Source organism: Pseudonocardia alni (assembly GCF_002813375.1).
GTDB classification, from domain to species: domain Bacteria; phylum Actinomycetota; class Actinomycetes; order Mycobacteriales; family Pseudonocardiaceae; genus Pseudonocardia; species Pseudonocardia alni.
Map to the genome: position 1 here is coordinate 3021976 of NZ_PHUJ01000003.1, position 13369 is coordinate 3035344.

At 74.5% G+C, this 13369-nt stretch carries 9 protein-coding genes; 6 read left to right on the forward strand and 3 right to left on the reverse strand.

Annotated elements, in window-relative coordinates:
* Positions 1 to 121: 121 nt before the first annotated feature.
* The gene (locus ATL51_RS14975) at positions 122 to 2140 is read right to left on the reverse strand and encodes a beta-galactosidase (RefSeq protein ID WP_100878938.1); all 2019 of its coding nucleotides are present in this window, start codon (positions 2138 to 2140) and stop codon (positions 122 to 124) included.
* Between the two features lie 206 nt (positions 2141 to 2346).
* Here ATL51_RS14975 and ppc point away from each other — a divergent pair, with 206 nt between their 5' ends.
* From ppc to ATL51_RS15005, 6 genes are all read left to right on the forward strand, one after another.
* The gene (gene ppc, locus ATL51_RS14980; protein WP_157818367.1) at positions 2347 to 5115 is read left to right on the forward strand and encodes a phosphoenolpyruvate carboxylase; all 2769 of its coding nucleotides are present in this window, start codon (positions 2347 to 2349) and stop codon (positions 5113 to 5115) included.
* A gap of 84 nt (positions 5116 to 5199) precedes the next feature.
* On the forward strand, positions 5200 to 5400 hold the full coding sequence (locus ATL51_RS14985) for a hypothetical protein (RefSeq protein ID WP_062398523.1): 201 nt from the start codon (positions 5200 to 5202) through the stop codon (positions 5398 to 5400).
* A 49-nt stretch (positions 5401 to 5449) separates the two neighbouring features.
* Positions 5450 to 6250 carry an rRNA methyltransferase gene (locus ATL51_RS14990; protein WP_100878939.1) on the forward strand — a complete coding sequence of 267 codons (801 nt, stop codon included), beginning with the start codon at positions 5450 to 5452 and terminating at the stop codon, positions 6248 to 6250.
* Positions 6251 to 6645: 395 nt separating this feature from the next.
* Positions 6646 to 7404 (forward strand): LamB/YcsF family protein, encoded by a 759-nt coding sequence (locus ATL51_RS14995; protein ID WP_100878940.1) that lies wholly within the window; start codon positions 6646 to 6648, stop codon positions 7402 to 7404.
* A gap of 14 nt (positions 7405 to 7418) precedes the next feature.
* Positions 7419 to 9422 carry a prolyl oligopeptidase family serine peptidase gene (locus ATL51_RS15000; RefSeq protein WP_100878941.1) on the forward strand — a complete coding sequence of 668 codons (2004 nt, stop codon included), beginning with the start codon at positions 7419 to 7421 and terminating at the stop codon, positions 9420 to 9422.
* Positions 9419 to 10099 carry an SIMPL domain-containing protein gene (locus ATL51_RS15005; RefSeq protein WP_100878942.1) on the forward strand — a complete coding sequence of 227 codons (681 nt, stop codon included), beginning with the start codon at positions 9419 to 9421 and terminating at the stop codon, positions 10097 to 10099. The genes ATL51_RS15000 and ATL51_RS15005 overlap by 4 nt, the downstream gene beginning before the upstream one ends.
* Positions 10100 to 10113: 14 nt before the next feature.
* Here the strand turns inward: ATL51_RS15005 and ATL51_RS15010 are convergent, their stop codons facing one another.
* Positions 10114 to 11730, reverse strand: coding sequence for an acyl-CoA synthetase (locus ATL51_RS15010; protein WP_100878943.1), 1617 nt, complete (start codon positions 11728 to 11730; stop codon positions 10114 to 10116).
* A gap of 31 nt (positions 11731 to 11761) precedes the next feature.
* Entirely contained in the window at positions 11762 to 13324 is a 1563-nt protein-coding gene (locus tag ATL51_RS15015; RefSeq protein WP_100878944.1) for an adenylate/guanylate cyclase domain-containing protein, read from the reverse strand.
* Between the last annotated feature and the right edge of the window lie 45 nt (positions 13325 to 13369).

A 13369-nucleotide genomic window follows, 5' to 3' on the forward strand; every position in this document is an offset into this window, starting at 1 on the left:
GCCCCGCCGCGCCTCCCGCGCGGCGGGGCGTCCGGCCGTCCGCACCCCGATCCTGCCGCCGCTGCCGAGATGCACGTTTCCGCCCTCCCGGGGGCGGAGACGTGCATCTCGATCCTGCGGATCAGTCCCGCAGGACGGCCACCCCGCGCGGGGGCAGGGTGCCTGCCGGGCCGGCGAGCACCTCCGCCGCGCCGAGGGGCCCCAGGTCGACGGGGGCGTCGGTCCGGTTGACGACGAACCGGAAGCCGTCGCGGCGGACCAGCTCCACCCGGCCCACCAGCTCGCCGGGCAGCTCGGGGGCGATCCCGGCGGCGGCCAGCAGACGTCGCAGCAGCGGGGCGCGGTCGGCGAGGCGGGTCGGGACGTAGGTCGCCGACCCGTCCCCGACCGGGCGGCGGGTCACCGCGGGCAGCCCGGCGAGGTCCCCCGCGCCCGGGTCGGTACCGCCGCCGGTCCAGCGGGCGAGCACCTCCACGGCCGGGTCCACCACCTGCACGGCCTCGCTCCACAGGTCACCGGTGGAGCCGTCGTCGAGCTCGACGACGGCGCCCGGGTCGAGCGGCGCGAACTCCTCGACCCGGATGCCCAGCAGGTCGCGCAGCGCGCCCGGGTAGCCGCCGAGGACGGCGTGCGCGTCGTCGTCGACGGTGCCGGAGAAGTAGGTGGTGACCAGGTGCCCACCGGCCGCGACGTAGGCGGTCAGCGCGGCCGCCCGGTCCGGGCCGACCACGTGCAGCACCGGGGCGACGACCAGCCCGTAGCCGGACAGGTCCGCGTCGGCGGACGTGACGTCGGCCCGCACCCCGGCGTCGAGGAACGCCCGGTACCAGCCGAGTGCCTCGGCCTTGTAGCGCAGCTCGGTGGTCGGGGTGAACGGCTGCTCGGCCGCCCACCACGACGGCCAGTCCCACAGCACCGCGGCCGGCGCGGGGACCCGCCGCGCCCCGGCGACCGGGGCCAGGTCGCGCAGTGTCGCCCCGAGCGCGGTGACGTCGCGGAACAACGCCGAGGCCGGGCCGGCGTGCGGCACCATCGCCGAGTGGAACTTCTCCGCGCCCGCCGCGGACTGGCGCCACTGGAAGAAGCAGAGCGCGTCGGCGCCGTGCGCGAGGTGGGTGAGCGCGTCGCGGGCGAGCTCACCGGGGCGCTTGGCGCGGTTGACCGGCTGCCAGTTCACCGCCGACGTCGAGTGCTCCATCAGCCACCACGGGTGCCCGCAGGCGAGGTTGCCGGTGAGGTTGGCCGAGAACGACAGCTCGTCGCGGGCGTCCGGACCGGGGAACACGTAGTGGTCGTTGGCGACGATGTCGACCTCGGGCGCCCAGGTCGCGTAGTCCATGCCGCTGGTCTCGCCCATCACCATGAAGTTGGTGGTCACGGGCACGTCCGGGGTGAGTGCGCGCAGCAGGTCCCGCTCCGCGCGCAGGTGGTCGAGCAGGGCGTCGGAGGAGAAGCGGGCGAAGTCGAGCTGCTGGGTCGGGTTCGGGTGGGTGCCCGGGCCGGTGCGGCGCGGGGTGCCGATCTCGTCCCAGTCGCCGTAGTGCTGGGACCAGAACGCGGTGCCCCAGGCGTGGTTGAGCCGGTCGAGGTCGCCGTAGCGGCGCTGCAGCCAGGCCCGGAACGCGACCTGGGCGTCGTCGGAGTGGTCGTGGACGTCGTGGCAGCCCAGCTCGTTGGACACGTGCCAGGCGGCGAGCGCGGGGTGGTCGCCGTAGCGGCGGGCGAGCCGCTCGACCAGGGCGAGGGCGTGGCGGCGGAACACCGGGGAGGTCGGGCGGTGGTGCTGGCGCCCGCCCGGCGCCAAGGTCCGGCCGCCGACGTCGACGGCGAGGATCTCCGGGTGCCGGTGATGCAGCCACGGCGGGGGTGACGCCGTGCCCGTCGCGAGGTCGACGGCGATCCCGCCCGCGTGCAGCAGGTCCAGCACGTCGTCGAGCCACCCGAGGTCCCAGCGGTCCGGCGCGGGCTGGAGCAGCGCCCAGGAGAAGACGCCCACGGTCGCGACCGTCACGCCTGCCTCGCGCATGAGCGCGACGTCGGACTCCCACACCGCGCGCGGCCACTGCTCGGGGTTGTAGTCGGCCCCGAACTCGATGCGGGGACGGGAGGCACCGGGGGTGCGACGCAACCAGCGGGTCATGCGCCCAGTGTGGCCGCGATGATGTGCGATGTCGTGCGGATGTGTCCGAGTTCGTGCGGATCAGGTTTCCCCGGGGTTACGGGCGGCGCCAGCGATGGCCCCGCCCCGCGCCGGCGGGGGACGATGCCGCTGCCCGAACCCCGTTCCCGACGACGCGAGCGGCCCGTCCCGACCCGCGCCACCGCGCGGAGAACCGGAGAGCCTGCGTGAGCCCCTCGGAGACCACCGCCCTCGCCCCCGACTCGCTGACCGCGCACTCGGGCGTCGTCAGCGAGAGCGAGCAGAAGGCGCTGCGCGCCGACATCCGGCGGTTGTCGACGATGCTCGGGCGGACGCTGTCCGACGAGTCCGGTCCCGAGGTCCTGGAGCTGGTCGAGCAGGTGCGCCGGGCGGCCCGGGACTCGGCGCGCGGCGAGGCCGGGCCGGACGTCGTCGCGGCCCTGCTCGACGGGATCGACACCGGCACCGCGGTACTGCTGGCGCGGGCGTTCTCCCAGTACTTCCAGCTGGCCAACGTCGCCGAGCAGCTGCACCGGTCCCGTGAGCTGCGGGAACTACGACCGGTCGATGCGCGACCGCTGCGGACGGTGCTGCGCCGCCTGGCCACCGAGGCCGACCCGGACGAGGTCGCCGACGTACTGGCCCGGGCCGAGCTGCGCCCCGTGTTCACCGCGCACCCGACCGAGTCGACCCGGCAGTCGGTGCTGGGCATCCTGCGCCGGATCGTCGACGCCCTCGACGACCGGGCGCCCGACGAGGAGCTCGCCGCGCTGGTCGACCTGCTCTGGCAGACCGACGACATCCGCCCCGGCAAGCCGATGGTGATCGACGAGGCCCGCAACGTCGCCTGGTTCGCGGCCCGGCTCGGCGAGCGGACCGTCCCCGACCTGCTGGGCGAGTTCGCCCGGGAGGCCGCCGAGGCGGGGCTGGAGATCCCCGACGACGCGCGTCCGCTCGTACTGGGGTCGTGGGTCGGCGGCGACCGCGACGGCAACCCCAACGTCACCCCCGCGGTGACCCGCGAGGTGCTGGAGCTGAACGCCGACCGGGCGATCCGGATCCACACCGCGCTGGTGGAGAAGCTGGTCTTCGAGCTGTCGGTGTCGACGCGGGTGATGGGGGTGTCGGAGGAGCTGCGCGGCTCGCTGGCCCGGGACCGCCGCGCACTGCCCGCGGTGCACGACCGCTACATCCGGCTCAACGCGCACGAGCCGTACCGGCTCAAGCTGTCCTACGTCGCGGCCCGGCTGGAGAACACCCGCCGGCGGATCGCGGCCGGCGCCGCGCACGAGCCGGGCGTCGACTACCTGGGGTCGGCCGGCTACCTGGAGGACCTGCTGGTCGTCGACCGGTCGCTGCGCGGCCACCACGGCGCCCGGATCGCCGGCGGCACCCTGGCCCGGGCGATCCGCTCGGCCCGCGCGCTGGGCCTGCACCTGGTCGAGATGGACGTGCGCGAGCACTCGCAGAAGCACCACGACGCGCTCGGCGCGGTGTTCGACGGGCTCGGCGAGCTGGAGAAGCCCTACGCCGAGCTGACCCGCGACGAGCGCCGGGAGCTGCTCTCGGCGGAGCTGCGCAGCAAGCGGCCGCTGTTCCGCCGCCACTACGGCGTGCCCGAGGCCGCCGCGCCGGTGCTGGACCTGTTCGACACGGTGCACGCGCTGCAGCACGAGTTCGGCGACGATGTCGTGCGGACCTACATCGTCTCGATGGCCCGCGACGTCGACGACCTGCTCGCCGTCGCCGTGCTGGCCCGCGAGGCGTACATGGTCGAGATCGGCGACGACCCGCGCTCCTCGATCGACCTCGTGCCGCTGTTCGAGACCGTGGAGGAGCTGTCCCGGGCCGGGGAGCTGCTGGAGGGGCTGTTGTCGGACCCGGGGTACCGGCAGCAGGTCCGCAACCGCGGTGACCTGCAGGAGATCATGCTGGGGTACTCCGACTCCAACAAGGGCGCAGGGATCACCGCGTCGCAGTGGCAGATCCACCGGGCGCAGCGCCAGCTGCGCGACGTGGCCGCCGAGCACGGGGTGCGGCTGCGGCTGTTCCACGGCCGCGGCGGGTCGGTCGGGCGCGGTGGCGGTCCGGCCGGTGAGGCCATCGCGTCGGCGCCGTTCGGGTCGGTCGACGCCACGATGAAGCTCACCGAGCAGGGCGAGGTCATCTCCGACAAGTACTCGCTGCCCAGCCTGGCGCACGACAACCTGGAGATCCTGCTAGCGTCGATGCTGGACGCGTCGCTGCTGCACCAGGCCTCCCGCTGGCCCGCGGACACCCTGAAGCGCTGGGACGAGGTCATGGACTGCGTCTCCGAGGCGGCCACCACGACCTACCGGACACTCGTCGACGACCCCGGCCTGCCGTTGTTCTTCACCGCGGCGACGCCGGTGGAGGAGCTGGGGCGGCTCAACGTGGGGTCGCGGCCGTCGAAGCGGCCGGGACAGGGCGAGCCGACGCTGGACGACCTGCGGGCGATCCCGTGGGTGTTCGGCTGGACGCAGACCCGGATGGTCGTGCCCGGCTGGTACGGCCTGGGCTCGGGTCTGAAGGCCGCCCGCGAGGCCGGCTTCGCCGACGAGCTCGCCGAGATGCGGGAGTGGGCGTTCTTCCGGAACCTGATCGGCAACGTCGAGATGACGCTGGCGAAGACCGACCTGCGGATCGCGTCGAACTACGTCGCGACCCTGGTGGAGCCGGAGCAGCAGGGGCTGTTCGCGCAGATCCGGGCCGAGCACGAACTGACCCGCCGCGAGCTGCTCGCGGTGACCGGGGAGGACCAGCTGCTCGCCCGGCACCCGGTGCTGCGGGGCACGCTGTCGGTGCGCGACACCTATCTCGAGCCACTGCACCACCTGCAGGTCGAGCTGCTCGCCCAGCGCCGCGCCGCGGGCGACGACCCGGACCCCGACCTGGAACGCGCCCTGCTGCTGACCATCAACGGGATCGCGGCCGGGATGAAGAACACCGGCTGAGCCCCGGTACCGGGCCGGGCCGGGCCGGAGCGGGACCGGACCCGGGGCGGCACCACCGCGACGCCCGACCGGTACGTTCCGGACATGGAGCACGATCGGAACACACCCGGCCCGGAGGGCCCCGCGACCCGCCGGGTGGTCGCCTGGGTGCTGATCATCGCGCTGGCCGGGCTCCCGCTCAGCTACCTGGCCGGGACCGCGGGCCCGCAGATCGTCGGCGCGCTGGTGGTCGTCGCGCTGCTGGTCGGCGGTGTGGCGTTCTGGCTGCACCGCCGCACCCGCTGACCGGCCACCCGCCGGAACCGGTGCGGCCGCGGGCTGCTGGACTGCCCGGGTGCAGTACCGCCACGCCCCGGCCGCGAACCACGCGGCGCTCGACGCGGTGCTGGCGTCGGCGCCGGGCCGCCCGACCCTCCCGGTACGACTGACCGTCGAGCTCGCCGGCCGCGCCCGCGTCCACCTGCCCGCCGACGTCCCGCTCACCGTGTGGGACCCGTGCTGCGGCGCCGGGGGGACGCTCGCCGTGCTGGGCCTGCTCGTCCCCGGCCTCGCGCGGTTGGTGGGCACCGACGCCGACCCCGAGCCGCTCGACCTGGCCCGGCGCAACCTCGCCCTGCTCGACCCGGGCGGCCTCACCGCCCGCGCCGCGGACCTCGAGGCCCTCGCGGCCCGGCACGACAAGCCGTCCTACGCCGACGCCGCGACCGCCGCCCGGGCCCTGGTCCCGGCGAGTACCCCGGCCTGGTCCGTCACCCTCGCCGACGCCCGCGACACCGCCGCCGTCCGCAACGCACTGGCCGGGGCGGGCCCGTACGGGACCGGCCCGGACCTGGTCCTGGCCGATCTGCCGCACGGGCACCGGACGACCTGGGCCGCCTCCCCCACCCGGCCCGGCGGCGCGGCCGGCACCCCGGCCCCCGACGCCGGGCCCGTCCGCGCCGCCGCCGACGACCAGGACCCCGGGGTCGAGTTCCTGCGCGCGGTCGCGACCGCGCTCCGTCCGGACGCCGTGGTCGTGGCCGTCGGGCGTGGGCGGACGGTGCCGCTGCCGGGCGGGGCCCGGCCCCTCGAGCGGGTCCGCGTGGGGCACCGGGCCGCCGTCCTGGTGCGGGCGGGCGCGCTGCAGGACGGCTGAGGGGTAGGGGTGCTCGCCACCCTCGTGCCGGGGCAGGGCCGATCGATCCCCGCCGGTGTCCCGCGCCGACTCCCTCGAATTCCGGGGAGGCCCGATCCCCGCAGAAGCGTTCACGGGACGAACTGTTCGTCCCGGCACAGGGGTGCTGCGGGGCGACGTGCCGCCACGCCGGCACGGACCGGGCGCCCGGACGCTCCTCCTCTCCGAGTTCGCTTACCGGGTAAGCGAACAGAGCCAGCACCCTGCCGTGCACCGGGTCCGGGCGAGGTGGCCCGATCCCGAGCCGCGGGGCCCGGCAGCGCCGAGCTCCGATCTCCGGGCGAGCCGATACCGGTCACACTGGGTCCCGGACCGACACGGACACCGACGCCGCCGCAGACACCGAGGACACGCCCGTGAGCACGATCGACCTGAACGCCGACCTCGGTGAGTCCTGGGGCCGGTGGACCCTCGGCGACGACGAGGCGATGCTCGGGCTCGTCACCTCGGCGAACGTCGCGTGCGGGTTCCACGCCGGGGACCCCTCGACGCTGCGGGTCACGACTACGGGGGCGGCCGGGGCGGGGGTCGTCGTCGGGGCGCAGGTGTCGTACCCGGACCTGCGCGGATTCGGGCGCCGGTTCCTCGACATCGAGCCCGACGCGCTGACCGACGACGTGCTCTACCAGATCGGCGGCCTCGAGGCCCTGTGCCGGGCCGCGGGCACCCGGGTCCGCTACGTCAAGCCGCACGGCGCGCTCTACAACGCCACGCGGACGCACACCGCGCAGGCGCGTGCGGTGGTCCGGGCGGTGCGGGCGTACGACCCGTCGCTGCCGGTGCTCGGGCTGCCCGGGTCCGAGCTGCTCGCGGAGGCCGAGCGGGCCGGGCTGCGCGCGGTGGGCGAGTTCTTCGTCGACCGCGGCTACACCGGTGAGGGCGGGCTCGTGCCGCGCGGCGAACCGGGTGCGCTGCTCGACGACCCCGCGGAGGCGGCCGAACGGCTCGTCCGCGTGGTCGGGACGGGGACGGTGCGCGCGGTCGACGGCAGCGACGTCGCGGTCCGTGCCGAGTCCGCCTGCCTGCACGGCGACTCCCCCGGCGCCGTCGCGACCGCCCGACGGGTCCGTGACGAGCTCGCCCGGGCCGGGATCACCGTCGCTCCGTTCGTGTGAGCGATGATCGGGTCATGACGAACGACCCGCACGCCTGGCTCGAGGACGTCACCGGCACCGAGGCCCTGGAATGGGTGTCGCAGCGCAACGCCCGCACCGAGGCGCGGCTGACCGGCACCCCGCTGTTCGCCGAGCTGGAGTCGGGGATCCGCGAGGTCCTCGACTCCCGCGACCGGATCCCGTTCGTCACCGCCCGCGGCGGGCACTACTACAACTTCTGGACCGACGAGCAGCACCCGCGCGGCCTGTGGCGGCGCACCACCCCGGAGTCCTACCGGAGCGCCGACACCGAGTGGGAGGTGCTGCTCGACGTCGACGCGCTCAACGCGGCCGAGGGCGAGAACTGGGTCTGGCACGGTGCCCGTTTCCTGCGCCCGGACCTCGACCGCGCGCTGGTCGACCTGTCCCGCGGTGGCGCCGACGCCGACGTCACGCGCGAGTTCGACCTCCCGACCCGCAGCTTCGTCGACGGCGGGTTCTCCCGGCCCGAGGCGAAGGGCGGGATGAGCTGGATCGACCGCGACACCGTCTACCTGTCGACCGACCTCGGTCCGGGCACCATGACGACCTCGGGCTACCCGCGCACGGTGCGGCGGCTGCGCCGCGGCGAGGCCCTGGAGTCCGCCGAGCTGGTCTACGCCGGCGAGGAGACCGACCTCAGCATCTCGGCGTTCCGTGACCACACCCCCGGCTTCGAGCGGGACTTCCTGCGCCGGGCGCTGGCCTTCTACGCCGACGAGCTGCAGCTGATCGGCGCGGACGGCACCCTCACCAAGATCGACGTACCGGACTCCGCGATGACCGACGTGCACCGCGAGTGGTGCACCGTCGAGCTGCGCGAGGACTGGGGCTCGTTCACCGCGGGCTCCCTGCTCGCCGCCCGCTTCGACGACGTCCTGGCCGGCGCTCCCTCGTGGGAGGTGCTGTTCGAGCCCACCGACTCCTCCTCGCTCGCCGGGTACGCCTGGACCCGCCACCACCTCGTGCTCGACGTGCTGGAACACGTCGTCGACCGGCTCGTCGTGCTCACCCCGGGCGAGCAGGGCTGGACCCGCGCGCCGTTCACCGGGGCACCGGAGTTCGGCAGCGTCACCGTCGCCGCGGTCGACGCCGACGAGAGCGACGACGTCTGGCTGATCGTCACCGACTACCTGACCCCGTCGACGCTGTCGATCGCGACGGTCGGCGAACAGCCCCGCCCGCTGCGCAGCGCGCCCGCGTTCTTCGACGCGTCCCGCCACGTCATCGAGCAGCACTTCGTGTCCAGCGAGGACGGCACCCGGGTCCCGTACTTCCTGGTCCGGCGCAACGACCTGCCTTTCGACGGCTCCGCCCCCACCCTGCTCTACGGCTACGGCGGCTTCGAGATCCCCATGACCCCCGGCTACTCCGGTGGCACGGGCCGGTCCTGGCTGGAGCGCGGCGGGGTGTACGCGGTCGCGAACCTGCGCGGCGGCGGCGAGTACGGGCCGCGCTGGCACCGGGCTGCGCTGCGCGAGAAGCGGCCACGGGCCTACGAGGACATGGCCGCCGTCGCCCGGGACCTGATCGACCGCGGCGTCACCTCGCGGGCACACCTCGCCGTGCAGGGCGGCAGCAACGGCGGCCTGATGGCCGGGAACATGCTGGTCCGCTACCCGGAGCTGTTCGGCGCGGTGGTCATCCAGGTGCCGCTGCTGGACATGAAGCGCTACAGCCACCTGCTCGCCGGTGCCTCCTGGATGGCCGAGTACGGCGACCCGGACACCGACGACTGGGAGTTCATCCGGACGTTCTCGCCGTACCACCTGATCGACGACGCGGCCGACTACCCGCCGACGATCCTGCTGACCTCCACCCGCGACGACCGGGTGCACCCCGGCCACGCCCGCAAGTTCACCGCCGCGCTGGAGGCCGCCGGTCACGACGTGACCTACTACGAGAACATCGAGGGCGGGCACGGCGGCGCCGCGGACAACGCGCAGGCCGCGAGGATGGCCGCACTGGCCTACGGATTCCTGTGGGAGAAGCTGGCATGAGCGACGTCGTGATCAGGGTGCGGGGCGAGCACGAGCGGCAGGTGCCCGCCGAGCGCGGCACCGCGCTCGTCGTCGTGGAGGCGCAGGGGCCCGAGGCCGCCCCGGTGCGGGCGGAGGTCGAGCGCGGCACCGCGGCGCTCGTCGCCGACGTGCGCGGCCTGCACGACCCCGACGCCGGGCCGGTCCGGCGCTACGTCGTCGACCAGGCCCGCAGCTGGGTCGAGCAGCCCTCCTTCGAGGGGCGCCCGCAGCCGCCGGTGCACCACGCGTCGGTGTCGGTGTCGGTGGAGTTCGACGACGTCGCCCGGCTCGGCGCGTGGCTGTCCGGTGTGGGCCGGTTCACCGGTGCGCAGGTCCAGGGGATCACCTGGGACCTGGCCCGCGACCACCGCCGCGGGGTCGAGCGCGCGGCCCGGCAGGACGCGCTGCGCCAGGCCGTCGAACGCGCCCAGGACTACGCCGACGCCCTGGACCTGGGCACCGTCGCCCCGCGCTCGGTCGCCGACACCGGGCTGCTCGGCACCCGGGCGGTCGCGATGAGCGCCCGGGCCGTCAGCGCGCCCGGCGGCTGGGGCGCCGAGTCCGCCGACGGCGTGCTCGGGACGCTGCTCGCCCCGGACGACATCACCGTCCGGGCCGAGGTGGAGGCCGAGTTCGTGGTCCGGCCGGGCTGCTGACGCCCGGGGCGGGCTCAGCCCTCCCGGGCGGCGATCTCGCCGTGCTCGGTGCGCAGCTCCCGCTTGAGGATCTTGCCGCTGGGGTTCTTGGGGAGGGCGTCGGCGAACACGACGTACTTGGGCCGCTTGTAGCCGGCGAGCTTCTCCTTCGCGTGCGCGTCGACCTGCTCGCGGGTCAGCGTCACCCCCTGCCTCGGGACGACGACCGCGGTGACGGCCTCGATCCAGTGCGGGTGGCTGACGCCGAACACGGCGACCTCGGCGACCCCGTCGAGCAGGTAGAGCGCCTCCTCCACCTCGCGGGAGGCCACGTTCTCCCCACCGGTCTTGATCATGTCCTTCTTGCGGTCGACGACGGACAGGTACCCGTCGGCCGTCATCACGCCCAGGTCGCCGGAGTGGAACCAGCCGCCGGCGAACGCCTCGGCGGTCTTCTCCTCGTTCTCGTAGTACCCCAGCGTCACGTGCGGGCTGCGGTGCACGATCTCGCCGACCTCACCCGGCGGGACCTCGTTCCCGGCGTCGTCGACGACCCGGGTCTCGACGTTCAGCGACGCCCGCCCGGCCGACCCGGCGTGGCTGAGCTGCTCGTCCGGACCCAGCAGGGTCGCCAGCGGCGAGGTCTCGGTCTGGCCGTAGAAGTTCCACAGCCGCACGTCGGGCAGTCGCCGGGACAGCTCCTGCAGCACCTCGACCGGCATGGCCGCGGCGCCGTAGTAGCCCTTGCGCAGGCTCGACAGGTCCCGGGTGTCGAAGTCCGGGTGGCGCAGCAGCGAGATCCACACCGTCGGCGGGCAGAAGAGCTTGGTGACCCTCTCCCGCTCGATGGTCTCCAGCAGCCGGGCCGGGTCCGGCGACGGGAGGATGATGCTGGTCGCGCCCAGGTAGACGTCGACGGACAGGAAGCAGTCCAGCTGCGCGCAGTGGTAGAGCGGCAGCGAGTGCAGCTCGACGTCGTCGTGCTCCATCCCGCCGTCGACGACGCACGACACGTACTGGGTGATCAGCGACCGGCTCGGCAGCATGACGCCCTTGGGCCGCGACTCGGTGCCGGAGGTGTACATGAGGCGCAGCGGGTCGTCGTCGGCGATGTGCACGTCGGGCTCGCCGGGGTCGCCGTCGCCTTCGATCCAGGCGTCCAGGTCGGCCCAGTCGCCGGTCGGCGCCTGCCCGGACAGCCCGATCCGGGCCCGGACCGACGCCGGCGCCGACGACTGCGCGAGCGCCTTCTCCCCGGTCGCGGCCAGGGCGTCCTCGACGACGAACGCCGTCGCCCCGGAGTGGTCGAGGATGAACGCGATCTCCTCGGCGTTCAGCATGAAGTTGATCGGCACGAGCACGACGCCGAGCCGCGCGGTGGCGTAGACGAGCACCGCGAACTGGCGGCAGTTGTGCGAGAGCAGCGCGAGCCGGTCGCCCTTGGCCAGCCCCTGCTCCGCCAGGGCGGCGGCGCACCGGTTCACCGCCGCGTCGAACTCGGCGAACGTCCAGCGGGTGTCGCCGTCGACGACCGCGGTCTTGCCCGGATACCGGACGGCCGTGCGGTGCAGGAGGTCCCCGAGCGAGTGCCGTCGCGCCCGCTGGATCGCCGCGGCGGTCTGCTCACTGAACCCGGTAGCGCCGTTGCCCATGGCGGCATCCTGCCCGAGGACACCCCCACAGTCACGTACGACTGTTCTCCCCGGATCCGACGGGCGCGGCGGTGTCCTGGGCGTGCTCGGCCGGCACGCAGACGCCGGTCGGCTCATCCCGTCCGCGCAGCGTCACCGACTCCCCGGCCCGCCACCGCGCAGCCTCCGCACCGGCGGCGTCGACGGCCCGCGCGGACGCGACGACCATCCCCGGCACGGACTTCGCCAGCTCGGTGAGCCGGGCGGCCTCGTTCACCGGGTCGCCGATGACGGTGTACTCGTAGCGGCGCGGATCCCCGATGTTGCCGGCCACGGCGTCGCCCGCGGACACGCCGATCCCGGCCTCGGCCTCGGGCATCTCCTCGGCCAGGCGGGCACCCAGGCAGCGGGCGGCACTCAGCGCGGCTCCGGGGGCGTCGTCGAGGTCGAGCGGGGCACCGAAGACCGCGAGCGCGGCGTCGCCCTCGAACTTGTTGATCCACCCGCCGGCCTGCTCGACGCACTCGACGACCACACCGAAGAAGCGGTTCAGCATCGCCACGACCTCCTCGGGCGGGCGGCGGGCGGCCATCGTCGTCGAGCCGACGAGGTCGACGAACAGGACGGCGACCGGGCGCACCTCGCCACCGAGCCGGATGCCGTCGCCGCGCGCCGAGGCGGCCTCGGCGACGTCGCGACCGACGTGGCGGCCGAACAGGTCGCGGATCCGCTCCCGCTCGCGCAGGCCCTCGACCATGCTGTTCGTCCCGGCCTGGAGCTGGCCGAGCTCGGTGTTGTCGTAGACGGGCAGGCGGACGTCGAGGTCACCGTCCTGCACCCGGGCCAGCGCGCGGCGCACGGCCAGCACGGGGTCGGCGATGGCGCGGGCGGCCCCGAGCGTCGTGATCAGCCCGACCCCGATCGCGGTGCCGCCCAGCGCGAGCATGGTGACCGCGAGCTGGGTGGGTGAGGAGTCGCCGAACACCAGCGCGACGAGCCCGGCCAGCATGATCCCGGAGATCGGGACCGCGGTGCCGAGCGCCCAGAACCCGACCGAGCGCAGCATGACCCCGGTGACCAGGCGACGCCGCTTCGGCGGCCGTCCGGACAGCACCCGGGCCGCGGCACGGCGCAGCATCCGCTCGACCAGCAGGTAGGACAGCGACGACGTCGTCACGCCGCCGATCAGCACGGTGGCGGTGACCGAGAAGCTCAGCCGGCCGGAGTAGCGCAGGTTCAGGAAACAGAACAGGACCGCGGCGACCATCCACAGCAGCGCGACCATCGACGATATGCGGGCGGGCGCCCGCAGGACCAGCGCTCGCTCGTCGGCCTGCGGGTCGCGGGAGGAGCGGCGCAGGGTCAGCTTCCGGCGGCCGAACCAGATCCCGACCGGGACCGCGACGAGCAGGTAGATGCCGAACACGACGAGGTTGACCAGCCGGATCTCGACGGCGTCGAGCAGCTGCTCGCGGGGCAGCACGAAGGCCGCGATGACCAGCACCACACCGCCGCCGATGACGTTCGCCGACGCCACGACGAGGGCGAGCAGGGCCCGTACCGGCAGCCCGACGACCTGACGGCCCGGCCGCGTCGCGGGTCGCTGCGCATCCATGGGCCGGAGTCTAGGCCGATCGAGTGAGCCGGGCCGCCGGAGATC

Excerpts from the sequence above, each read along its gene's own strand:
- ATL51_RS14975 (WP_100878938.1), bottom strand. The coding sequence starts at position 2,140 with ATGACCCGCTGGTTGCGTCGCACCCCCGGTGCCTCCCGTCCCCGCATC.
- ATL51_RS14985 (WP_062398523.1), top strand. The coding sequence starts at position 5,200 with ATGGAGCACGATCGGAACACACCCGGCCCGGAGGGCCCCGCGACCCGC.
- ATL51_RS15000 (WP_100878941.1), top strand. The coding sequence starts at position 7,419 with ATGACGAACGACCCGCACGCCTGGCTCGAGGACGTCACCGGCACCGAG.
- ATL51_RS15005 (WP_100878942.1), top strand. The coding sequence starts at position 9,419 with ATGAGCGACGTCGTGATCAGGGTGCGGGGCGAGCACGAGCGGCAGGTG.
- ATL51_RS15010 (WP_100878943.1), bottom strand. The coding sequence starts at position 11,730 with ATGGGCAACGGCGCTACCGGGTTCAGTGAGCAGACCGCCGCGGCGATC.
- ATL51_RS15015 (WP_100878944.1), bottom strand. The coding sequence starts at position 13,324 with ATGGATGCGCAGCGACCCGCGACGCGGCCGGGCCGTCAGGTCGTCGGG.